At 71.9% G+C, this 23,148-nt stretch carries 19 protein-coding genes; 7 read left to right on the top strand and 12 right to left on the bottom strand.

Features of this window, described 5'->3' with window-relative positions; genetic code table 11:
• Positions 1–50: 50 nt before the first annotated feature.
• Together AB0A97_RS13205 and AB0A97_RS13200 are read left to right on the top strand one after the other, a co-directional pair.
• Complete coding sequence (locus tag AB0A97_RS13205; RefSeq protein WP_361148401.1) at positions 51–1,454, top strand: PLP-dependent aminotransferase family protein; 1,404 nt, start codon at positions 51–53, stop codon at positions 1,452–1,454.
• Entirely contained in the window at positions 1,451–2,572 is a 1,122-nt protein-coding gene (locus AB0A97_RS13200) for a prephenate dehydrogenase (protein ID WP_361148400.1), read from the top strand. Before AB0A97_RS13205 ends, AB0A97_RS13200 begins: the two co-directional genes overlap by 4 nt.
• Positions 2,573–2,614: 42 nt before the next feature.
• Here AB0A97_RS13200 and AB0A97_RS13195 read toward each other — a convergent pair whose 3' ends face one another.
• From AB0A97_RS13195 to AB0A97_RS13175, 5 genes are all read right to left on the bottom strand, one after another.
• The gene (locus AB0A97_RS13195; protein WP_361148398.1) at positions 2,615–3,394 is read right to left on the bottom strand and encodes a GNAT family N-acetyltransferase; all 780 of its coding nucleotides are present in this window, start codon (positions 3,392–3,394) and stop codon (positions 2,615–2,617) included.
• A 47-nt stretch (positions 3,395–3,441) separates the two neighbouring features.
• On the bottom strand, positions 3,442–4,287 hold the full coding sequence (locus AB0A97_RS13190; RefSeq protein ID WP_361148396.1) for a sigma-70 family RNA polymerase sigma factor: 846 nt from the start codon (positions 4,285–4,287) through the stop codon (positions 3,442–3,444).
• Between the two features lie 161 nt (positions 4,288–4,448).
• The gene (locus tag AB0A97_RS13185) at positions 4,449–5,408 is read right to left on the bottom strand and encodes a GNAT family N-acetyltransferase (protein WP_361148394.1); all 960 of its coding nucleotides are present in this window, start codon (positions 5,406–5,408) and stop codon (positions 4,449–4,451) included.
• Between the two features lie 66 nt (positions 5,409–5,474).
• Positions 5,475–6,926, bottom strand: a complete 1,452-nt coding sequence (locus tag AB0A97_RS13180; RefSeq protein ID WP_361148808.1) for an amino acid permease — start codon at positions 6,924–6,926, stop codon at positions 5,475–5,477.
• A 335-nt stretch (positions 6,927–7,261) separates the two neighbouring features.
• Positions 7,262–8,218, bottom strand: coding sequence for a hypothetical protein (locus AB0A97_RS13175; RefSeq protein WP_361148392.1), 957 nt, complete (start codon positions 8,216–8,218; stop codon positions 7,262–7,264).
• Positions 8,219–8,723: 505 nt separating this feature from the next.
• Between AB0A97_RS13175 and AB0A97_RS13170 the strand changes: the two genes are divergently transcribed.
• The 3 genes from AB0A97_RS13170 to AB0A97_RS13160 all read left to right on the top strand — a co-directional run bounded on the left by AB0A97_RS13170 (position 8,724) and on the right by AB0A97_RS13160 (position 12,894).
• Positions 8,724–10,796, top strand: a complete 2,073-nt coding sequence (locus tag AB0A97_RS13170; protein WP_361148390.1) for a phosphocholine-specific phospholipase C — start codon at positions 8,724–8,726, stop codon at positions 10,794–10,796.
• A 123-nt stretch (positions 10,797–10,919) separates the two neighbouring features.
• A complete protein-coding gene (locus AB0A97_RS13165; protein ID WP_361148388.1) occupies positions 10,920–12,032 on the top strand; it encodes an isoaspartyl peptidase/L-asparaginase in 1,113 nt (370 codons plus the stop codon).
• A 154-nt stretch (positions 12,033–12,186) separates the two neighbouring features.
• Complete coding sequence (locus AB0A97_RS13160; protein WP_361148386.1) at positions 12,187–12,894, top strand: lysophospholipid acyltransferase family protein; 708 nt, start codon at positions 12,187–12,189, stop codon at positions 12,892–12,894.
• Positions 12,895–12,965: 71 nt separating this feature from the next.
• Here AB0A97_RS13160 and AB0A97_RS13155 read toward each other — a convergent pair whose 3' ends face one another.
• Complete coding sequence (locus AB0A97_RS13155) at positions 12,966–14,933, bottom strand: M6 family metalloprotease domain-containing protein (protein WP_361148384.1); 1,968 nt, start codon at positions 14,931–14,933, stop codon at positions 12,966–12,968.
• Between the two features lie 222 nt (positions 14,934–15,155).
• Here AB0A97_RS13155 and AB0A97_RS13150 point away from each other — a divergent pair, with 222 nt between their 5' ends.
• Both AB0A97_RS13150 and AB0A97_RS13145 read left to right on the top strand, forming a co-directional pair.
• Positions 15,156–16,547, top strand: coding sequence for a tetratricopeptide repeat protein (locus tag AB0A97_RS13150; protein ID WP_361148382.1), 1,392 nt, complete (start codon positions 15,156–15,158; stop codon positions 16,545–16,547).
• A gap of 163 nt (positions 16,548–16,710) precedes the next feature.
• Entirely contained in the window at positions 16,711–17,457 is a 747-nt protein-coding gene (locus tag AB0A97_RS13145) for an alpha/beta fold hydrolase (protein ID WP_361148380.1), read from the top strand.
• Between the two features lie 63 nt (positions 17,458–17,520).
• On the opposite strand, the gene AB0A97_RS13140 is transcribed toward AB0A97_RS13145, so the two are convergent.
• The 6 genes from AB0A97_RS13140 to AB0A97_RS13115 all read right to left on the bottom strand — a co-directional run bounded on the left by AB0A97_RS13140 (position 17,521) and on the right by AB0A97_RS13115 (position 23,121).
• A complete protein-coding gene (locus AB0A97_RS13140; RefSeq protein ID WP_361148378.1) occupies positions 17,521–18,726 on the bottom strand; it encodes a cytochrome P450 in 1,206 nt (401 codons plus the stop codon).
• Between the two features lie 8 nt (positions 18,727–18,734).
• Positions 18,735–19,979, bottom strand: coding sequence for an MAB_1171c family putative transporter (locus AB0A97_RS13135; RefSeq protein WP_361148376.1), 1,245 nt, complete (start codon positions 19,977–19,979; stop codon positions 18,735–18,737).
• Between the two features lie 8 nt (positions 19,980–19,987).
• Positions 19,988–20,512 carry a hypothetical protein gene (locus AB0A97_RS13130; RefSeq protein WP_361148374.1) on the bottom strand — a complete coding sequence of 175 codons (525 nt, stop codon included), beginning with the start codon at positions 20,510–20,512 and terminating at the stop codon, positions 19,988–19,990.
• A gap of 186 nt (positions 20,513–20,698) precedes the next feature.
• Positions 20,699–21,214: a helix-turn-helix transcriptional regulator gene (locus AB0A97_RS13125; RefSeq protein ID WP_361148372.1), complete on the bottom strand. Its 516-nt coding sequence runs from the start codon at positions 21,212–21,214 to the stop codon at positions 20,699–20,701.
• 288 nt (positions 21,215–21,502) lie between these two features.
• Entirely contained in the window at positions 21,503–22,678 is a 1,176-nt protein-coding gene (locus AB0A97_RS13120) for an Ig-like domain-containing protein (RefSeq protein WP_361148370.1), read from the bottom strand.
• A gap of 293 nt (positions 22,679–22,971) precedes the next feature.
• Positions 22,972–23,121: a hypothetical protein gene (locus AB0A97_RS13115; RefSeq protein ID WP_361148368.1), complete on the bottom strand. Its 150-nt coding sequence runs from the start codon at positions 23,119–23,121 to the stop codon at positions 22,972–22,974.
• Between the last annotated feature and the right edge of the window lie 27 nt (positions 23,122–23,148).

Raw genomic sequence — 23,148 nt, 5'->3', positions numbered from 1 at the left:
GGACCGCGGACGCGCGCGCCGTACCCCTTCCTGACTGACAGAAGGCAGCCATGGAAATCATGCAACCGGAAATTGTCGCCGAGTTGAATGCCGCGACGCTGCACGCTTCGCTGGCCGACGCCTCGATGGAGTCCATGAATCTTCTGAATCAGATCGCCGACGAGTATCCGGAAGCGATCTCTTTCGCGGCGGGACGGCCGTACGAAGGCTTTTATGACGCAGCTCAGGTGCATGAATACCTGCAAACCTTCTGCGATCACTTGCGGACCGAGCGCCGGATGACCGAAACGGAAATCGCGCGGACCCTCTACCAGTACGGCGAGACGAAAGGGATCATCGCCGGACTGATCGCGCGGGGCCTGGCCGTGGACGAGGGCATCGAGACCGTGGACGGGTCCGTGGTCGTCACGGTCGGCTGCCAGGAGGCGATGTTCCTCGTCCTGCGCGCGCTGCGGGCCGGCAGCCGCGACGCCGTGCTCGCGCCCCGGCCCGCCTACGTCGGCCTCACCGGCGCCGCGCTCCTCGCCGACCTGCCCGTGCTGCCGGTGCACACCGGGGAGCACGGCATCGATCTGGACGACCTGCTCACCCAGTTGCGCCGCGCGCGGGCCGCGGGCCGGCGGGTGCGCGCCTGCTACGTGACGCCCGACTTCGCCAACCCGGTGGGCGCCAGCATGGAACCGGCCGACCGGCACCGGCTGCTGGAGATCGCCGAGCAGGAGAACCTCCTCCTGCTGGAGGACAACGCGTACGGCGTCTTCCACACGTCCGCCGAACGGCCGCCGACGCTGAAGTCCCTGGACCGCAACCGCCGGGTCGTCTACCTGGGCTCGTTCGCCAAGACCGGGGTCCCCGGGGCGCGGGTCGGCTTCGTGGTCGCCGACCAGCGGGTGACCGGCGACGGCGGCGACCGGCTGCTCGCCGACGAACTGTCGAAGATCAAGAGCATGCTCACCGTCAACACCTCGCCGATCGCCCAGGCGGTCATCGGCGGCAAACTGCTCCGGCACGGTTGCAGCATGGTCGAGGCCAACCGCCGCGAGACGGACGTCTACCGGCGCAACCTCAGCCAGGTACTGGCCGGACTGGCCCGGCGCTTCGCCGACTGCCCCGGCGTCACCTGGAACGAACCGACCGGCGGCTTCTTCGTCGTCGTCAGCGTGCCGTTCGTCGTCACCGACGCCTTCCTGCAGCACGCGGCCCGCCGCTACGGCGTGCTGTTCACCCCGATGCACCACTTCTACGGCGCGTCCGCGCAGTGCCGCCAGCTCCGGCTGTCCATCAGCACCCTCACCCCCGAACGCATCGAGCAGGGCCTCGACCGGCTCGCCGCGCTCATCACCGACCGGCTCCGCGCCAACGGTGGTGCGGCGGCCCAGGAGGCCGGTGCGGCGGACGGGGCCGCCACCTCGCCCGCCGCACCGGCCGGCCCGCCCCCGGACGGTGCCCGGTGATCCGCACCCTCGCCGTCGTCGGCACCGGACTGATCGGCACCTCACTCGCCCTCGCGGCGGCCCGCCACGGCGTCCGGGTGTACCTCCAGGACAGCGACCCGTCCGCCGTACGGACCGCTGCCGCGCTGGGCGCCGGGCTGCCGGGGCCGCCGCCCGAACCGGTGGACCTCGCCGTGATCGCCGTCCCGCCCAGCCTCGTCGCCCCCGTCCTCGCCCAGCAGCAGGCCCGCGGACTCGCCGGTACGTACACCGACGTGGCCAGCGTGAAGTACGAGCCGGAACGGGCGGTCCTGGCCAGGGCACCCGACCCGACCCGCTACATCGGCGGCCACCCGCTGGCCGGCCGTGAACGCTCCGGCCCCCTCGCGGCCCGCGTCGACCTCTTCCAGGACCGCGTCTGGGTGCTCACCCCGTCCCGGCTCACCTCCCGCACCGCCCTCGACCGCGCGCTCTCCCTGATCGGGCTCTGCGGAGCCGTACCGCTGGTGATGCAGAGCAAGGCGCACGACGACGCGGTGGCGCTCACGTCCCACGTGCCGCACGTGGTGTCCAGCCTGATGGCGGCCCGGCTCGGCGCCGGGCCTCCGCAGGCCGCGCGGCTCGCGGGCCAGGGGCTCCGGGACGTGACCCGGATCGCCGGCGGCGACTCCCGGCTCTGGAGCGACATCCTCCAGGCCAACGCCGGTGCAGTCGCCGGTGTCCTCACCGACCTCCAGGCCGACCTCGCCGAACTCCTCACCGCGCTGCGCGACCTGGCCGGACCGGCCGACCGGCGCAGCGCGCACAGCCTGGCGGCGGTCGTCGACCTCCTCGACCGGGGCATCACCGGGCTCGGCGAACTCTCCACGGGACTCCCGGGGCGTCCGGCGCATCTCACGTCCGTACGCGTCCGGATCGCCGACCGCCCCGGCGAACTCTCCCGGCTGCTGGCGGCCACCGCCGAACTGGGCGTCGGTCCCGAGGACGCGCAGATACGCCCCGCCGACGGGGTACGCGGGGACCTGACGGTCCGGCTCGCCGTACCCGCCGCCGTTTCCGGCCCCCTGCTGGCCCGCGTCACCGCCGAGGGCTGGGATGCCGACACCGAGGCCGACGGGCGCCCGGCGCGCGTCGCGTGAGCCGGCTCGGCCCGTGGGAGAACGCCGGCGGCCCGCCGTCGCCTAACCGACCCGTGCCGCGGGCTCGTACAGGAAGGGCCGGGTCGTCGTCACCTCGGTGAACCCGCGTCCGACCAGCGTCGGTTCGGACGTGGGGAGCGCGTCCACGCACGCGTGGGTACGGCCGCGGGCACCCGCCTCCCGCAGGCGGGCGGCCACCAGCGCGGTGAACAGTCCCCGCTTCCGGTAGGCAGGGCGCGTCCGCCCGCCGGCCAGTTCGGCGAAGGCACCGCCCGGCCGGTAGTACACCCGCCCGCAGGCCGCCGGTACACCGTCCACGTACGCCACGTGGACGCTCATCTCCTCGGGCGTGTCCCGCAGGCTCAGCTCCAGTTGCCGACGCTCCTCGGCGACGTTGCGGCGCCCCGAGTCCCGGGAGATCTCGGCCACGTCGTCCAGGCCCTGCGCGTCCCGGACGCGGCGGATCTCGTACGCCGGTGCCTGGAATGCCGCTGCCGTCGCCTCGCTGACCGGCAGCATCAGGACCTTCTCCACGTCGTCCGGCTCGAATCCGGCCGCCCGCAGGCGGTCTCCCATACCGGCCGGGACGTCGTGGCCGTACAGCTTCCACTCCAGCGTGCAGCCGAGCGCGTCGGCACGCGCCGTCTCCGCGCGGATCACCAGGTCGGCGTCCTCCTCCGTACACCGCGCGTACACGATCCGGCACTCCGAGCCGTCCGGAGCGGTCTCCCGCACGGTCGTCCCGTCCGGGGCGGCCGTACCGGAACTCCGGCGCTCCTCGTCCAGAAGCGCCAGCAGACCGGCGATCTCACTTCTCTGCATGGGTGATGTCCTTACAGGGGTCACAGGGGTCACAGGAGGCATAGGGGTCACAGGGCAACGGGCAGGCCCAGGACGGCGAACAGGCCGGGGCCGAAAACAGTGATCTCCACGATCCGTCCGTCCTCGACGCGCAGCACTTCGAGGGCGTGGGCACGGTGGGCGGGCTCGCCCGGGCCCCGGGCGTAGAGCGCGACAGCGGGCTGCCGGTTCATCCAGGTGGCGATGGTGCGGAGGTCCGGGGGCAAGGCGAGCCGGACAGAGCCTGCCCCCTCTGCCAGTACGGCGGCAAGCGCATTGTTGTCCTGGCTCTCCAGCGCCGTTGCGTAGTGCTGGAGCACAGCGCCTTCGTCGGAGCCCGCCGATCTCGCAGGTGCCCGGTCCCGGACCCGCGGACGAGCGCGTTGCAGCGCGCTGTTCACCGCCGCCACACTGACTTCCAGCGTCGCGGCGGTCTCCCGTGCGGACCAGCCCAGCACGTCCCGCAGGACGAGCACGGCCCGTTGCCGCGGCGGCAGCGACTGGAGCGCCGTCACGAAGGCCAGCCCGATCGTGTGCCCGGCCACCACCTCACCCGACGCCGGCTCCTGGGCCGGCACCTGCTCCAGCAGCGTGTCGGGACACGGCTGCACGGTCGCAGGGGTGCGCGGGCCGGCGGCCAGGTGGTCCAGGCAGGCGCGGGTGGCGACGCGGTACAGCCAGGTACGGAACGTCGCGGGCCCGGCGAAGGTCTCCCGCTCGCGCCAGGCCCGCAGCAGCGTTTCGGTCACCAGCTCGCCGGACGCCTCGAACGATCCGAGCATCCGGTAGCAGTGCACCTGTAACTCCGCCCGGTACCTCGCCCCCAGCCGGGAGAACGCCGCCGCGTCCTCGCCCCCCGTCTCCCCGTCGCCCATCGAAGCCTCCTGTGCCCCATGCGCACCGCGCAACATCATCTTTCTCAGGTGAGGGTACTGACGTCGCGTGAACGCGGGTCCTGCGCACGGGGGTTCGAGGCGTGTGCGCGCGGGATTCGCGTGCGTTTCGGCGGCGGCGGGGCGAGGCTCCGGCGCTCCGCTCAGCCCAGTTCCAAGCTCGTCACCGCGTAGGCCCGCTCCGCCTGCACCGGTGCCACCGGACCCGTGTACATGCGCATCGTGTGGGAGTCCGGGGCCAGGCCCCGGGAGAGGGCCAGGGAACGTGCGCTGTGGTGCGGGTCGGGGATGTCGGCGTGGACCACGTCGTCCGGGGCCAGGTGCGCGGTGAGCGCGTCGAACAGGGCCTCGGCGCCGCGGGACGTGTCGGCGAAGAGGGGGCCCAGGCGGTATCCGTCGCGGGCCGGCCGGATCGCGCCGTAACCCGCGATCCTTCCGTCCCGCAGTTGCGCGTACGCGTGGTGGCCGTCGGCGGTGAGCCAGCGGGAGAGGAACGCCCGCCGGTCGGCCGGGAAGCACTGCCGGTCGTACGCGGCGATCTCGTCGAGGTGGCCGGGCGCGACGGGGACCACCGTCGCCGCGGGTGTGCCGGGGCGTACAGGGCGTCCGCGGTAGCGCGTGGTGCGGTAGGCGGTGGTGAAGCCGGAGCGCCGGTACGTGGCTTCCTGCGCCGGGACCGCGTCCAGGCCGATGGTCCGGTCCCCGGCGTGCGGCACCGCGGCGTGCCAGGTGGCCATGCCCAGCCCGCGGCCGCGGTGGTCCGGGTGCACCAGGTAGTAGCCGAGGAACGCGTACTGCGAGGAGTAGTTGACGACCGACACCGACGAGACGAGCTGTCCGTCGAGGGTGCCTATGAAGAAGCCGTCGGGGTCGGTGGCGTGGAAGCAGTCGGTGTCGCGGTGGCCCGGGTTCCAGCCTTCGTCGGCGGCCCACTGTGCCACCTCGCGCCATTCCTCAAGGGTGGCGGGGCGGACGGTGAACTCACCGGCCGGGGCGCCCGGGGCCGTGGCCGGCGTCGTGGTCGCGGTCGCGGTGCCGGCCGTGTCGGCTGCCGGGGTGCCGGTGGTGGCGTTCTGGTGCGGGGTCTCGCCGGGGGAGGTCATACCTGGTGGGTGTCCTTGGCTGTCGGGCCCCGCTGCCGTGCGGAGCAGCGGGGCGGTGGCGGCGGGTCAGATGAGGTCCATGGCGGCGACTTCGTCGGGCCGACCGTAGCTGACCGGACCCTGGAAGCGCCGTCGGGCGGTGGCGAACCACCACACCGTGGCGATGACGAGGACCACGCCCAGCGCGATCGGCGCGTAGTTGAACGATTCAGCAGTGATCGGCGAGGCCTGCGGCAGCATGAACAGCACACTGCTGATCACGATCCAGGTCACCGCGACGGCCGCGACCAGCTTGCCGTACCGCCCCAGGTTCCACGGGCCGGGCTGGAAGGTGTCCAGCCGCAGCCGCAGGAAGATCGGTACCGCGTAGGCGAGGAAGAGCCCGACGACGTTGATGCTGACGACGGCGGTGAACGCGGTGTGCGACCACCAGCCGGGGATGACGAGGACCAGGGAGCAGGCCGCGGCCAGCCAGACCGCCTTGACGGGGGTACGGGTGCGGGAGGAGACCGAGTGCCACCAGCGGGACCCGGGCATCGCGCCGTCCCGCGAGAAGGCGAAGATCTGCCGGGTGTTGCTGGTCATGTTGGCCAGGCCGCAGAAGAGCATCGCGCCGATCACGATCAGCAGCAGGAACTTGGCGGTGCCGGTGCCGAGCGCGTCGATGAGGATCTGCACCGGCGGTGCCTCGGCGCTCGCCGCGCCCGCGTAGTCGCGGATCGCGAAGACCAGGGCGAGCATGAGGACCAGGCCGGCGACCGCGGAGTAGCCGATGGCCCGCATGATGCCCTTGGGCGCGTTGACGGTGGCCCGGACCGTCTCCTCGGACATGTGGAAGCTGCCGTCGAACCCGGTGAACGTCCAGCTCGTGACGAGCAGGCCGAGCATCGCGCCGTACAGGCCGTTGGTGAACCCGGTGTTGTTCACGAAGTGCGTCACGAACGACGGGGACTGGTGGTGCGAGGGCAGCACGACCAGCGCGGTGACGATGACGACCAGGCCGATCAGCAGCCACCACACCGAGATCCGGTTCAGCACCGCGACCAGCTGCACCGTAAAGGTGTTGGCGAGCGCCTGGACGAAGAGGATCGCCGCGGTGATCAGGACCGCCCGCTGCGGGCTGGCCTCGTAGGACGGCCACTGCATGGCGATGAACGCCTGGATGAAGGTGGCCGCCGCGTAGCCGGTGGCGGCCGTGCCGCCGACCTGGCCGACGAAGTTCAGCCAGCCCGTGTACCAGGACCAGGCGCCCCGGTGCCGCTTGGCCAGCTTCCCGGCCGAGAAGTACAGCGCGCCGCTGGTCGGGTAGGCGGAGGCGATCTCCGCCATCGAGGCGCCGACGAACAGCACCATGGCGGCGACGGCTATCCAGCCGAAGACCAGGATCACCGGCCCGCCGGCGTTCATACCGAACCCGAAGGAGGAGAAGATCCCGGAAAGGATGTTGATGATGGTGAAAGAGATGGCGAAATTGTCGAACGCGCGGAACCGCCGGGTCAGTTTCCGCGGATAGCCCATGGCGTGCAGCGTCGCGTCGTCGTCGAGCGTGACGGGATCCGCGGCGCGGTGGCTTCTGGTGCGGGCGGGGGACACGGAATCGGACACAACCGCAACCTTTCTGGTGGGGGACAGGAAGACATCGGCGCGGAGCGCCGATACGCGGTGTCGGCACCTGTCTTCGGGGCGTGCCGGGGCACGGGAGGCCGGGGCCGGCAGGCCGGGGGGATGGGTGAACGGGACATCAGCGGGCCGGGGGCGGGGTGCGGTGGGTGGAGCGCCCCGGGCGGGGGACATGGCTCGGCGGTCCCGGGGGCGGGCGCGCGGCGCCGCCCCCGGAACCGCCGTCCGGGACGTCAGGAAGCATCGGGCACCGGGAGACCGCACGCGCGTCTCGCCTTGTTCAACTGCTCCTCGGGGTCGCCGAAGGCGCTCCACGGCATACGGGAGGCGTACGGGCCCATGGCCGTGAACACCGCCCGCGCCTCGAAGGCGCACTGCGCCATGTGCAGCGCGTGCGCCAGGTAGGCCAGGTCCAGCACGGGAGTGAAGCGGTAACCGGCGACGTGCGGCAGCCAGTTGCGGTAGACGCTGAGGGCCGTGGCCTTCCACTGCGGCTGTTCCCAGGTGCGTTCCGCGAGGAGCGAATCGGCGTTGTAGCCGTCCACCAGGGCCACCAGCGGCAGCAGCCGCAGCGGGGAGGAGGCCGGGGCCCGCTGGCTGAGGAACGCGGCGACGTCCCAGGCCGCGTTCGCCTCGCCCCCGTGGCGCGGGAAGAAGAACGACAGGAAGCGGTGGTGGCCCTCGCGGTTCCAGGGGTCGAGCCGCAGGATGTGGGAGAAGAGCGTCCAGGGGCCGGGCGGCGCCGTGAGCAGCCCTTGCGGGGCGGGATCGCGGGGCTGCTGCAGGCGGGCCAGGGTCAGTTTGGCCGACCACGGTGTGGGGTCGTCGGGAGCCGCCTCGGCGGCGCGGTCGCAGGCGGCCACCGCGATCCGGCCGAGGGCCTCGGCCCGGCTGTCGCCGCCGTCGGCCGCGCGGACCGCCCGCAGTACCGCGACGCGCGCCCACAGCAGGGCCGCTTCCCGGCCGGGTTCCTCGGCCAGCCAGCGCTCCGCCAGGTCCGAATCGGCCGCTTCGGAGGCCAGTACCAAGGAGCGGTGCGCGCGTACGCCGTGGTCCCCGCGCGCCTCCCGCAGGATCTCGCGCGCCCCGAAGTAGCGGCCTGCCCGGATGTCCACGCAGGCCCGCGCGAGCCGGAGGTCGTCGGCTGCCGGATGCCACACGTACTGCCCCTCGAATAACCCAGCGGTCATGTCCCTTGCCGCTCCTGCCGTTCTGCCGGTGAGGTCGGGCACCAGCGCATTTTCAGCCATGCCGAGATCAACCGGTACGCACTGTTCCCCCAGCTCCACCGGCAGTGCCACACCCTACTCAGCAGCAACTCGGTTCGAAACTGGTGATCGGAATTACCTGATTCCGCAACGACGGCGTGCGCGACATTGGCGGCGAAATCGGTCGATCACGCGGCGGCGGAAAATGCGCGGTATGCAATTGGCATATGCCAGGCCGACCGAAGCGTACCGTCGGCGAGGGTTCGCCCGACCTGTCGTCCACGGTCCGCCTCGGGCCGGGCGGGCCGGTATGGGCGGCGGGGCACCGTATGCCCCGTGCGGAGGCGACGGAGGGTGGTCCGTCGCCTGTTCACGTCACCTCCGGCGCATCTTCACCGGGGTGACACGGCGTCTTCCCACGGCCTGGTTCCTCTTGGAACACTCCAGTCGCGCCTGTACCCTCCCAGCCCAAGGGGGCATTTCAGCCATGCCAGAACTCGACCGGCGGCGGTTCCTGCAACTCACCGGCGGGGCCGCCGCGTTCTCCGCGCTGTCGCAGAGCATCGCCCGTGCCGCCGCGATCCCCGCCGACCGCCGCACCGGCTCCATCGAGGACGTCGAGCACATCGTCGTGCTGATGCAGGAAAATCGTTCTTTCGACCATTACTTCGGAACGCTGCGCGGCGTACGGGGCTTCGGCGACCCCCGGCCGGTGACGCTGCCCAGCGGCAAGCCGGTGTGGCACCAGTCCGACGGCAAGGGCAAAGAGGTGCTGCCGTTCCGGCCCCAGGTCAAGGACGACAACCTCGGGCTGACCTTCATCGAGGACCTCAACCACGACTGGAAGGGCAGCCACCGGGCGTTCAACGACGGCCGCTACGACCAGTGGGTCCCGGCCAAGACGTCCACCACGATGGCGCACCTCGCGCGCAAGGACATTCCGTTCCACTTCGCGCTGGCCGACACGTTCACCGTCTGCGACGCCTACCACTGCTCGTTCATCGGCTCCACCGACCCGAACCGCTACTACCTGTGGACCGGCTACACGGGCAACGACGGCAAGGGACCCGGTGACCCCAGCGGCCCGGTCCTGGACAACGCCGAGAAGGGCTACAGCTGGACGACGTACCCCGAGCGGCTGGAGGCGAAGGGCGTCTCCTGGAAGATCTACCAGGACATCGGCGACGGTCTGGACGCGGCGGGGAGCTGGGGCTGGATCAAGGACCCGTACCGGGGCAACTACGGGGACAACTCCCTGCTGTACTTCAACAGCTTCCGCAACGCGAAGCCCGGCGACCCGCTCTACGAGAAGGCCCGGCGCGGCTCGAATGTGAAGGGCGGCGGAAAGCTCCTCGACGACCTGCGGGCGGACGTCAGGAACGGCCGGCTGCCGAAGGTCTCCTGGATCGCCTGTCCCGAGGCGTACACCGAGCACCCGAGCTGGCCCGCCAACTACGGGGCCTGGTACATCTCCCAGGTCCTGGACGTGCTGACCTCCGACCCGAAGGTCTGGGCCAGGACGGCCCTGTTCCTCACGTACGACGAGAACGACGGCTTCTTCGACCACGTCGTCCCGCCGTACCCGCCGGCCGACGCCGCCCAGGGCCGGTCCACCGTCTCCACCGAAATGGAGCTCTACCCCGGCGGCGCGGGCTTCCCGGCCGGCCCGTACGGCCTCGGCCAGCGCGTGCCGATGCTCGTCGTCTCCCCCTGGAGCACCGGCGGATACGTCTGCTCCGAGACCTTCGACCACACCTCGATCATCCGCTTCATGGAGCGCCGCTTCGGGGTCGCCGAGCCGCACATCTCGAAGTGGCGGCGCGCCGTCTGCGGCGATCTGACCTCGGCCTTCGACTTCAGCCGTACGGGCAGTCCGGGCGCGCTGCCGGACACCGGCGGCTACACGCCGATCCATCCGGAGCCCGCCGACTTCCACCCAGCGCCGCCGGCCGCCGGCCGCCTGCCCCGGCAGGAGCGCGGCACCCGTCCCACCCGGCCGCTGCCCTATGCCCCGTACGTCGACGGTGCCGCCGACACCGCTGCCGGGAAGTACCGCCTGACCTTCAGCGGCGGTGACGCCGCCGGGGCGCACTTCTACGTGACGGCGCCGAACCGCGGTGACGGCCCGTGGACGTACACCACCGAGCGCGGCAAGGCCGACTCCGACAGTTGGAACACGGCCTACTCCAACGGCACGTACGACCTCTCGGTGTTCGGCCCGAACGGCTTCCTGCGGACGTTCCGGGGGCCGGGCAGGACGGCGGGGCCCGAGGTGACCGCGCGGCACAACAGGGCCACCGGCAACCTCGACCTGGTCCTGACCAACGCGGGCGACGGCGCCCGCACCCTGAAGGTCACCGACGCGTACGGCAGCACGTCCCGCACGTTCACCGTGCGCCCGGGGCAGCGGGTGACCCACACCCTGGACCTGCGGGCGGGCAAGCGCTGGTACGACGTGAGCGTGGTCTGCGACGCGGACCGCACATATCTGCGCCGGTTCGCGGGACATGTGGAGAACGGCACGGCCGGGGTGAGCGACCCCGGAATCCACACGGTCTGAGCCGTACGGCCGCCCCTGCCTGCCGGGGGCGGCCCGCCGCGTCGGCCGGATCATGGCGGCTGCCGCTTGGCATGTGCGCGATATCGTGCCGACGCCTGATCACCCGTTCGAGGGAGAGAGTCCATGGCCAGGAAGTCGGCAGTCCGCATGACGTGCGTGTGCGCGGGAGCGCTGTCCGTGGCCGCGCTGCTGGCGGTGGTGCCCGGCAGCAACGCGGTCTCCGCCGCTCAGCCGGAAGCGGCCGGGCCCGTCGCGGCGCGCGCGGCGCAGACCGCCAAGGGCAAGCCGCGGCCGGACGCCCGGCACGTCGTCATCGCGGTGCACGGCGGGGCGGGCACCGCCCTGAAGCGCGAGGACACCACCCCCGCCCAGGAGAAGGCGTACCGCGACGGTCTGACCGGGGCGTTGCGCGCCGGGCACAAGGTGCTGCGCGAGGGCGGCAGCAGTGTGGCGGCGGTCGAGGCCGCGGTACGCAGGCTGGAGGACAACCCCTTGTTCAACGCGGGCAAGGGCGCGGTGTTCAACGAGGACGCGGGCCACGAACTGGACGCGTCGGTCATGCGCGGCTCCGACCTCGCGGCGGGGGCCGTGGCCGGCGTCCGCAACGTACGCAATCCCGTCTCCGCGGCGCGGCTGGTGATGGAGAAGACCAAGCACGTGCTGCTGGCGGGCGAGGGCGCCGACGACTTCGCGGCCCGCAACGGCCTGCCGACCGTCACCCAGGACTACTACTGGACCGAGAAGCGCTGGCAGGAGCTGATGAAGGCCAAGGGACGGCTGAAGGGCTCCGGCGAGACCCTGACCCAGGGCACCGTCGGCGCGGTGGCCGTGGACGGGAAGCGGGACCTGGCGGCGGCGACCTCCACCGGCGGGCTGACGAACAAGATGGCCGGCCGGGTCGGGGACTCGCCCGTCGTCGGCGCGGGCACGTACGCCAAGAACGACACGGTCGCGGCCAGCGCCACGGGCGCGGGCGAGGTGTTCCTCCGGGGCGCCGCCACCGTGACGATCTCGAACCTGATCGAGTTCGGCGGACGGGACCTGGCCGGCGCCGCGTACGAGGTGCTGGTGAAGCGGCTGCCCCACCTGGGCGGCACGGGCGGTGTGATCGCGCTGAACGCCCGGGGCGTCTTCGACGCCCCGCACAGCAGCGAGGGGATGCTGCACGGCTACCTGACCGAGGACGGTCACATCGTCACCAAGGTCTTCGCCGACGAGACACCGGCGAACGAGTGAGCACGCCCGCACCGGCCCGACGGTGCACGGTGGCGTGATCCGCTCGCTTCGCCCGCCGTCCTGACGATGGCTCAATAGGCCCTCTCCCTCCGGAAGCGGAGCGGCACTACCGTCCCCCGACGCGGGGGATCACTCTGGGGAGGGGATCAGTTACATGTTCTATCACTTGTTCAAATCCATCGTCATGGTGCCGCTGCTGCGGTGCCTGTTCCGCCCCCGCGTCGAGGGACTGGAGAACCTGCCCGCCTCGGGCGCCGCCATCATCGCCGGGAACCATCTCTCCTTCTGCGACAGCTTCCTGATGCCGGCGACGGTCAAGCGCCGGATCACCTTCCTGTGCAAGCAGGAGTACTTCACCGGACGCGGCGTCAAAGGGCGGCTGACGGCGGCCTTCTTCCGCGCCTGCGGGCAGATCCCGGTGGACCGCTCCGGCCGCAGCGCGGGCCAGGCCGCCGTGGAGGAAGGCGTACGGGTGCTGAGCGGCGGCGAGCTGCTCGGGATCTACCCGGAGGGCACGCGCTCGCACGACGGCCGGATGTACAAGGGGAAGACCGGCGTCGCGGAGATGGCGCTGCGTACGGGCGCGCCGGTGATCCCGTGCGCGATGATCGGGACGTTCGAGGCCCAGCCGGCCGGGCGCCGGCTGCCGCGGGTCGTCCCGATCACCATCCGCTTCGGGGAGCCGCTGGACTTCTCCCGGTACGCCGGGATGGCCGATCAGCGGCTGGTGCTGCGGGCCGTCACGGACGAGATCATGTACGCCCTGCTGAAGCTGTCCGAGCAGGAGTACGTCGACACGTACGCGGCGGAGGCCAAGGCACGGGCACCGCGGCACGCCGTACCGGCCGGCCGCGCCGGTTGACGCTCCGCGGCCCGCACCGGCCGGCCTCCGTGCCGCTCACCCGGGGCGAGCGGCACGGCCCGTACGCCGGGTCAGCGGGCCGGCGTGCAGATGGCCTGGACCGACTTGCGGGGGTCGCTCTCGGAGCGGGCCTTCAGCACGACCCGGCCGTGCCGGGCGGCGCCCGGCTTCGCGGTGACGGCGACCGGGACGCTCACCGTGCTGCCGGCTTTCGCGGTGGCGATCCGGTGCGGCAGCCAGGCGGACCAGCCGCGTCCGGTGGCGGCGGCCGAGAGCCGGTACACGTCGGAGTCCAGGTGCGCGCCCCCGCTGCCCGGCCGGCCGGTGTTGGTCAGCGGGAAGGTGCACACCGCCCGGCCCTTGGCGGGGTTGCCGTGCGCCGTGCCGTGGCGCAGTTTCGCACCGCGGCGCTGCGGGCCCGCGCCGTCCAGGGACCGGACGGCGACGGTGTAGCTCAGCACACCCTTCTTGTCCCGCCGGATGTCCAGTACGTAGAAGTGCAGCCGGTTGGCCCGGTCGGCGTACTCGTAGGCGCTGCCGGAGTCCGCGCCCGCGTGGAACAGCGCGTCGCTGAGCTGCCGGTAGTCACCCATGGTGATCATCTGCGGGGTGCCGTCGGGGCGCCGGAAGTCGACCATGCCGATGTCCTCCGGGTGGGCGTCGATCACCCACGCGAACGGGGCCCGGTCCTCGTTCTTGGTCTTGGACAGCAGCACCCCGTTGTCCGGGGTGAAGGAGTCCATGCCCATCCGGTCGACTACCTCGACGGTGTAGTTGTCGTAGCCGCCGCCGTCGCACAACGGGTCGGCCGTGGTGGAGCAGGCCGGCTCCAGGTCCCGGCCCAGCGTGATGTTGACGCCGGACAGGCCCTTGGCGCCGGGCGGCGCGGAGCGCGCGGTGACCTGGGCGACCGCGACGCCGGACGTCTTGAGCGCGTCCCGGTCCAGGCGCAGGACGTTCTTCTCGTCGACGATGCCGAGTTTGAGCTTGTCACGCAGGACGTGCTGCGAGCCCATCGAGGCGCCGTTGACGGCCGGTATCTGCCAGCGGGTGTGCGGGCCGCCGGGACCGTTGAAGGAGCCGCGCGAGAGCATGCTCCAGATGCCGGTGTAGGCCCGGCGCAGCGGCGTGCCGTACGGATTGTTGTAGTTGTCCGCGATGCCCAGGATGTGGCTGAACTCGTGGGCGTACACGGCCATGCCGGAGCTCTCGGCCTGGGTGGAGGAGCCCGTCTCGGCGTTGGGCCAGATGCGGGCGGCGGCCTTCCAGGAGGTCCACGGCACGTAGCGGGTGCGGGCGGCGTTGCCGCCGCCCTGAATGGGGGAGGGCGGGCCCCAGGCGGCCGGGACGTCCTCGGGCGTGGCGAACTTCATCTGCCCGAACTCCTGCCAGGCGGCCGACTCGTCCTGGCCCGCGGTCAGGTAGAAGATGAAGTCGTACTTCTTGGTCTCCGCGTCGCCCACGTCGGCGACCCAGGCGGCCTTGCCGTCGGTGCGGATGTTCTTGCCGCAGCTGTCGCCGACGGGGCAGGCGCCGGGGTTCATGCCGGGCTCGATGCCGTACTGGTAGGACTTGAACGGCATCCGGTAGACGCCGAACGACGTCAGCTCGACGCCGAGCCGGCCGCCGGAGTCCTCCATCCAGTACTCGTTGATGGTGTGGCCGCGGTTGAGTTTGCCCGGCTTGTTCAGGAAGTCCCGGTAGAACGCGGGCACCTTCGCGCGGGGGATGTCGTGGGCGCCGGGCTGCGGGTTGCCGAAGACGGACGAGCCGGCGGGCCTGCTGACGCTGAACTCCTCGTCCGGGTAGTCCAGCAGCACGAGTGCGCCCTTGAACATGCGCCGGGTGGGCTTCAGGGCGGGGTCGGCCCAGTTCGTGCCGGGGACCGCGCGGTATTCGGCCCACGTCATGGCGTCGGGATTGCGCCAGTTCTGAGGGTCGACGGGCTGGACGAGCGGGGGCCGGGCCGCGGGCGCGGCCTCGGGGGCCGCCCGTGCGGGTCCGGTGGCGACGGCGGCTGTCAGGACTCCGAGGAGCACGGCCAGAACGACCGGTCCACGGGCCCCGCCGCGGTATGGGCGGGCCGGTCTGTGGGGAAGGAACAAGGCGCACCTCTTGTCTGTGATCTCAAGACCGGGACATGACAGGTGATCGAACAGAATTCCTACCCCCGACAAGGTAAGGCGGGGGCCCCAGTGACGCCAGAGTGCCGTGAGGAGCCGATGATGCCGCGAACGGTCCGTGACCGGCACGGTCACGTGATGTCGGAGACCAGCGCGGAAGCCCTGTCTTCTTACGAGGACGCGCTGCGCGACCTGCTCTTCTTCCGCGGTGCGGTCGCCACCGCGTCCCAGGCGGTCCTCCAGGCCGCCCCGAAGTCCGTCATGGGCAACGTCCTCGCGGCCTACCTCGGCCTGCTGGGCACGGAGGAGAAGGACGCCACCGCCGCCAAGGCGGCGTTCACCCGCTTCACGGACTGTGTACGCGCCGGGCGGCCGACGGACCGCGAACGGATGCACCTCGCCGCCGCCGCGTCCTGGCTCGACGGAGACATCCACCGCGCCGGGCACGTGCTCGGCGAGCTGACCGTCGCCTTCCCGCGCGACGAACTGGCGCTCGCCGTCGGCCACCAGATCGACTTCCTCACCGGTGACGCCGCCCGCCTGCGCGACCGCGTCGGCGGCGCGCTCACCGCCTGGCCCGAGGACGACCCGCACTACGGCCACCTCCTCGGCATGTACGCCTTCGGGCTGGAGGAATCGGGCCACTACACCCGCTCGGAGGAGACCGGCCTGGCAGCCGTCCAGCGCAACCCCCGTGACGTGTGGGGCATCCACGCGGTCGTGCACACCTACGAGATGCAGGGCCGGTTCGCGGAGGGCATCCGCTTCCTGGACGCCCGCATGGAGGACTGGGCCTCCGGCAACTACCTGAACGTGCACAACTGGTGGCACTACTGCCTCTACGCCCTCGAATCCGGTGACACGGACCGGGCGCTGGAGATCTACGACGCCGTGCTGCACCACGAGGAGTCGCCGGGCCTGGCGATGGAACTCCTGGACGCCTCGGCCCTCCTGTGGCGGCTCCTGCTGGCCGACCGCGGCGCCGGCCCCCGCTGGGAACGCCTCGCCGACGCCTGGGCGGCCCGCCAGGACCCGCCGTACTACGCCTTCAACGACGTGCACGCCGTCATGGCGTACGTCGGCGCCGACCGTGTCGCCGACGCCGAACGCCTCGTCGAGGAGCGGGCGGCCTGGCTCGTCCGCGCCCGGCCCGGACTGTCCAACGTCGCCATGACCGCCGGGGTCGGCCTGCCCGTCTGCCGCGCTCTGATCGCCTACGGACAGGGCAGGTACGGGCAGGCCGTCGACCTCCTGGCCCCCGTCCGTTACCACCTGAACACCTTCGGCGGCAGCCACGCCCAGCGGGACGCCGTACAGAAGACGCTGCTGGAGGCCGCGCTCCGGGCCGGACGCGACGACACCGCCCGCACCCTGCTCAGCGAGCGCATCAGCCTGCGCCCGGTCTGCCCCTACAACTGGCTGGCCCAGGCGCGCCTCGCCGACCAACTCGGCGAAACGGCCAAGGCGGCCACGGCCCGGGCACGAGCCGCCGAACAAGCGGCGACGGGGGCCGCGGCGCTGGCGCGCTGAGGGGCGGAAGCCGGCCTCCGACGTTCTTGATCGATTTCCTGCTGGCCCGATGCACCCCCGACCGGTCATCCTTGACCCGTACGGGTGCGGTCCGGCCGAACCGGCCGCACCGCACCCGTACGAGCAGCCCGACCATCGGCCCACCAGCACAGGAGCACGACACATGACGGGGAAGAACGCCTGGATACGGGACGTACGCCGGGGGCCGCGGCCCGCCGCCCACCTCATCTTCTTCCCGCACGCCGGGGGATCGGCCTCGTACTACCGCCCGTTCGCCGCCCACCTCGGCGAACAGTTCGACGTGTCGGCGATCCAGTACCCGGGGCGCCAGGACCGGTGGAACGACCCGTTCGTCACCTCCGTGGAGGGGCTCGCCGACGAGATCGTCGGCTGCCTGAGCCCTCAGGACACCACCCCGCTGGTGCTGTTCGGACACAGCATGGGCGCGTCCGTCGCCTTCGAGACCGCCCGGCGGCTCGCGGACCTCGGACGGCCCGCGCCGCGCCGGCTCGTCGTCTCCGGCCGCCGCGCGCCCTCGATGTTCCGGGAGGAGAAGAACTTCCACCAGGGAACCGACGCGGAACTCCTCGCCGAGGTGGGCCGCCTGGACGGCACCCACAGCCAACTCCTCGACGACCCGGAGATCGTGCGGCTGATCCTCCCGGCGATCCGCAACGACTACCGCGTCATCGAGACGTACCGGCCCGCCGCCGACGCCGTGCTCGACATTCCGCTGCTGTGCCTCACCGGCGCCGCCGACCCCCGGGTGTCCCGCGAGGAAGCGGCTGCCTGGAAGGCGCACACCGTCGCCGAGTACCGGGAGGAGACGTTCGCCGGCGGCCACTTCTACCTGGCCGACCACGCGGCCGCCGTCTGCCGCGCGGTGGAGGCCTTCGCGTCGGGGGAGTGACACCGGAACCGGCGCTTCCGGCGCTCCCGGCGCGCCTGCGGCGTACGGCGGACGGCCGGCGGGTCAGGCCGCGAACGTGACCGGCAGATGCGCCAGACCGCGCATCAGACGGGTGTGACGCCACGGGAGTTCGGCCGGGGGCACGGCCAGGCGCAGGTCCGGGAAGCGGGTGAGGAGGGCGTGGAAGGCGATCCGGCCCTCCAGACGGGCCAGCGGGGCGCCGAGGCAGTGGTGGGGGCCGTGACCGAAGGACAGATGGCCCGAGGCGCGGCCGGGGACGAGGGCGTCGGGGTCGGTGAAGCGGGCGGGGTCGCGGTTGGCGGCGCCCGGTGAGACCAGTACCACGTCGCCCGCGGCGATCTCGGCGCCGCCGAGGGTGAGCGGCTCGGCCGCGTACCGGAACGTGGCCGTGGTGATCGGGGAGTCGTGGCGCAGCAGCTCCTCCACGGCGTCCGGGACGAGCGCGGGGTCCTCGCGCAGGCGGGTGCGGAGCGCGTCGTCCTGGAGCAGCGCGAGCGCGCCGTTGCCGATCAGGTTGGTGGTCGTCTCGTGACCGGCGACGACCAGGAGGACGGCCAGCGAGACCAGCTCGAACTCGCTGAGCCGCTCGCCCTCGTCGCGCGCGGCGATCAGGTCGGTCAGCAGGTCACGGCCCGGGCCGCCGGCGCCGTCCGCCGCCCCGGCGGCCCGCTTCTCCGCGATCAGCCGCGTCATGTAGTCGCTGATCGCGTGCGAGGCGGTGTCGATGGTGTCCGGGGCGCCGGCCGCGAAGAGGTCGTTGGACCAGCCGCGCAGCGCGGCCCGGTCCTCGCGGGGCACACCGAGCAGGTCGCCGATGACCTCGATGGGCAGCGGTACGGCGAAGTCCTCGACGAGATCGGCCGTACCGCCCTGGGCGGCCATCCGGTCCAGCAGTCCGCCCGCGATCTCGGCCACCCGCGGCTCCAGACGGGCCACCGCGGCCGGCGTGAACGCCTTGACGGCCAGCCTGCGCAGCCGGGTGTGGTCCGGCGGGTCGGTGGCGAGCATGGTGGCGCTGACGGCCGGGGCCAGGTCGCGCTTGGACGGCTTGTCCGCGAAGTAGCGGGTGGTGTCCTTGGACAGCCGGGGCTCCGCCAGGGCGGTACGGGCCTCGGCCCACCCGGTGACCAGCCAGGTCGCGCCGTGCGGCCCGGACCGTACCTGCTGGACGGGGCCGCGTTCGCGCAGCGCGGCGAGCAGCGGGTACGGGTCGCGGAAGAACTCCGGTGACTCCATGGGGTGGCTCACGTGTGACCTCAGATTCCTGCGGCGGGCCGGGACGGTTCGGACGGTGCGGGGCCGGTGCCGGACGCCATGAAGGCGTGCGAGACCCTGCACAGCCAGCGGGCCTCGTCGAACAGGTCGTTCAGTTCGGGGCGGGTCAGGGTGGCGTCCTCGGCGCTGACCGCGTGCGCGGGAGCGCCGCCGTCGCGCCGCGACTCCAGGGCCGCGGCCAGCACCGCCGCCTCGACCCCGGCGTCCAGTTCCCGAGCGTCGGCCCCGCCGGACCGCAGGCGTTCCTCGGCGGCCCGGCGCACCGCGTCGCTGCGGTGCGGGCGCAGCGCCAGCATCCCGTCCCGAATCTCGATCACCCGGCGGTAGAGACGGAACTCGGGGTCGGGCGCCGCGTACCGGTTCTCGGTGGCGGTGAGCTGGATCTCCGGGACCGCCGCCGACAGCGCGGCCCACAGCGGGTGCAGCCCGCGGTGCAGGTGCCACAGCCGGATCCGCCGCCAGGGCCAGGCCAGGGCCGGACCGACGGCAGGCAGCAGGACGCCGATGACCAGGAGCAGGCTGCAAATGGCGGGCAGGCCGACGCTGAAGGTGCAGGTCGCGGGCGTCACCAGGGAGCTGCACAGTTGCTCGGGCGGCAGCCACCCGGCGTCGGTCCACAGGCCGACGACATGGACGATCTTGTAGCCGATGTAGACCATGCCGAGCGCGCAGCCGGCGGCGATGACGCGCAGTCCACAGCGCAGGCTGGTGCGCGGCGCGTGCCGGGAGTAGCGCAGCGCCTGGCGCAGCAGGTCGACGATGGCGGCGCCGAGGTGCGCGGTGAACACCAGGACGTAGATGTTGAGCAGCGGCTCGGTGCGCGGCAGCTCGCCGAAGGTGGGGGCGCCGGGGGAGTCGTCCACCGGCGAGGCGAAGAACAGGACGGCCATCGCGGCCAGGACGACGCCCAGCGAGACGAGCCGGTGGCGCGCCTTGCGGTCGGCGTCCGTCGGCTCCTCGTTGAAGCGCAGCAGCAGGATCGAGATGCAGGTGGCGGCGGCCAGCGTGCTGCAGTTGCCGAGCAGCCGGCCCAGCTTGGGCGTGACGACGCTCAGTGCGTCACCGACGGCCGGCGTCAGGAACACCAGCGAGGCGCCCAGCCCGGTCAGGAACCCGCACAGGGCACCCAGGCCCTGCGGCCGCGGCCGGCGCAGCAGCGGCCGCGCCTTGTACGCGGCGGCCAGCAGCAGGACGGCGGCTATGGAAAGGAAGAGGACGTTGACCATCTGGGTGTCTACCGTCGCTTCGGGGAGCCGAAGACGTCGTCCATCCGGCTGAGGACCTCGGCCTGCTGGGACGTCGCCGGGCGGCGGGCGGGGGTACGGTCGGCGCGCCGCAGGATCAGTGAGGCGATCATCTCGGCCTCCTGCTCGTCCTGATCGCTGTAGTGGCTGCGGCCCAGGACGGATTCCACCGACGCGGGGTCGAGGTCGGGTACGAGGGCCTGCGCGACCTCGCCGGAGAGCAGGTTGGAGTGGCCGCTGAGCATGTGGCCGACCTCGTGCAGCACGATGTGGTCGCGGTGCAGCGCGGTGGTGGCCGCGTCGTAGAAGACGTAGTCGGCCCGCCGTGTGGCGATCCACAGGCCGCACGGCCCGGCGGGCGGCGTGACCTGCGGCTCCAGGTGGATCGGGCGGCCGCGCTGTTCGGCGAGCCGGTCCAGGAAGGCACCCAGCTCGAAGGGGCGGGGGATGTGCAGCCCCCGCAGCCGGTCCGAACAGTCGGCAAGCACACGGTCCGGTCGCCGTGTGAACTTCATGGCGTGCTCTCCTTCGGCCTCAGCCATGAAAGGTACACGTGCCAGTCTCATGCAGCGCCGGATGGCCCCTCCCGAACGGGATCGTGTGCGGGCCCGCGGGCTGCCGCGGCGCCGGCCGCCCGGCCGGAAGCGGGGCGGGGCGGCGTCCGGGGACAGTGCGGGAAGTACGTCGGTCAGGGGCATGGTTCAGCGGGCGGTACGCCAGGTTTCTCCCGTGTTGCCCATCGGATGTCCCGCTCCGTTGCCCGTGGTGCTGCCGACGTCCGGCAGCCCTTCCAGCTTCCGTACGCGGTCGATCATCTCCAGCACGGCCGTACGGGACTCGGCGGACATGTCCATGAAGCGCGCGGCCATGGCGATGACCCCCGCGTCCTGCATGGCTTCCAGCAGCTCCGGGGGCTGGTCGGTCCGGTCGGCCGCCGCGCCGCCGGAGCCCGCGTCCTGCTGGTCGTGGAAGTGCGCGGCGGGCACGCCGAAGTACTCCGCGAGCGCTTCGATGTGGCGCTTGGTCGGGTTGTCCCGCTTGCCCTTGCGCAGTTGCCAGATGTAGTTGCCGGAGATCACCTGCTCGCCGGCCCTGATGTTGATATCGGTGGCGACGTCGTTCGCGGACAGCGATTTGCCCCGCTCGCGACTTCGTTCCTGGAACAGCCGGTCCAGCTTTTCGGCCAGGCTGACCGGCCCGCGGTCCTCGTCCCCCATCGCGCCGCGCTCCCTTCAAGGCCAAACGTGAGACTTCCACTGTAGTGGTCCGGTCGCCGGGACGGATGGGCGCTCCCTCCCGTGTGGGCTGGCACGCTCAGCCCGGACCCTCTATTCTTCACACCTGAGTCAAAGACTCTGGTGTGAAGCGGGGCGGACAGTTCGGACCGGCACGGGGGTGTGGTCCGAACCCGTCCGCAACCGCGGGCGGGGCCCGCCCCGTCTCCGGGGGAGCCCCACACGTACGCTCGCACACTCAGGCGCCGTAGCGCCCCGGCCGTGCCGCGGTCACTTCACCGCGCTGCGCTGCTTCCACTGGTCCCAGCTCTCCTGCCAGACCTCCAGACCGTTGCCCACATCGGTCTTCTTGGTGCTGGTGGTGTTCTTCACCTCGACCGTGGAGCCGATCGTCAGGAAGTCGTAGGCCCGCTTGGCGTCCGAGGTGGTCATGCCGAAGCAGCCGTGGCTGTTGTTGACCACGCCGACCGACTTGTTCCAGGGCGCGGAGTGCAGGAAGGTGCCCGACGCGGTGAGATGCGTCACCCACTTCGAGTCCAGCATCCACTCGTTGCCGTGGCCGATGGTGGAGGAGTCCATCGTCTCGGCCGCGTTCTTGCTGCGTACGGTGTGCACGCCGCCGCGCGTCGGGTCCTGCGGCGAGCCCGCGGAGCCGCGGATCGTGTCGACGGCCTTGCCGTTCTCGTACAGGGTCATGCTGTGCGCCGTGACGTCGATGACGGCCTTGTGGTCCGCGCCGATGGTGAACCCGAAGTCGTAGTCGCGCGCGAACCAGCCGCCCTTCTCGCCGGAGTTGATGCCGCCCAGGCTGCCCTTCACGGACACCTTGGTGCCGGCCGGCCAGTAGGTCTTGGGCCGCCAGTCGATCCGGTCCTTGCCCGACCAGTCCTTGACCCAGCCCCAGGCGCCCTCCACCTGCGGCTGGGTGGTGACCTTGAGGGCCTTCTGGATCTCGGCGCGCCGGTCCTTGGCGACCTGGTGGTCGAAGAGGATGGATATCGGCATGCCGGTGCCGACGGTCATCCCGTTCGACGGGGTGTTGGTGAGCTTGTTGACCTTGTCGGCCTGCGCGGTGGTGAAGGACGAGTCCGCGGCCGACTCCTTGCCGTCGCCCGACTTCGTCTTGGTGTGCACGGTGTACGTGGTCCCGGGCTTGACCTTGCCGTCGGACGTCCACGACGAGCCGTCACCGGACAGCTTGCCGCTGACCTTGCCGCCCTTGTCGTCCTTGGCCTCGACGGCGGTGAGGCTGCCGCCGTCCACCTTCACGGATATCGGCGAGCCCAGCGCGGCGGACTTGCTGCCCGCGGCCGGGGTCACGGTCACCTTCGCCGCCGGCTTGTCCGACGTCGCTGAGCCGCCGTCCGCTCCGCACGCGGTCAGCAGCGCGGCTCCCGCCAGGGTGGCGGACAGCAGGACGGTGCGACGGGCTGATCTGACGTGCACGAGCGGTTCCCTCCGAAGCAACACAACAGGCGGTGGCGGGCACCGCCCGGCCTCCGGGACGGTCATGCCGACCGCCGGAGCCGGTTGCGGGCAACCGCCGTACATGCAGACGGGTGACACCGCATGATCGGTTGCCTGGAGAAACGGATATTTGTGTCACAGATCGGTACAGGTGTACGCCGAGCCGTCGGCCCCCGACGGCCGGGGCGCCGCCGGACCGGACGGAGGACGCTAACAGCCCCGCCAGGCGTGGCCTGGCGGGGCTTCGGCGGCGGAACTCCGGAGACGGTCCCTCAGCGCTCCGTGAGTTCGGGCCACGCGCTGCTGAAGTGCACGACCCGCATGGCGTCGGGCAGCGAGGAGCCGGTGAGCTTCATGACCGCACGGATGCAGTCCATCGGCGAAAAGTCCTTGTTGCGGAGCCGGCCCAGCACGGAATCCATGCCTGTCCCACTCGCCGGCGCCTCAGC

This window comes from Streptomyces sp. NPDC045470 (assembly GCF_040646595.1).
GTDB lineage: Bacteria > Actinomycetota > Actinomycetes > Streptomycetales > Streptomycetaceae > Streptomyces.
The sequence above is the reverse complement of the archived record's forward strand: the minus strand, read 5'-3'. Positions and strand labels throughout refer to the sequence as shown.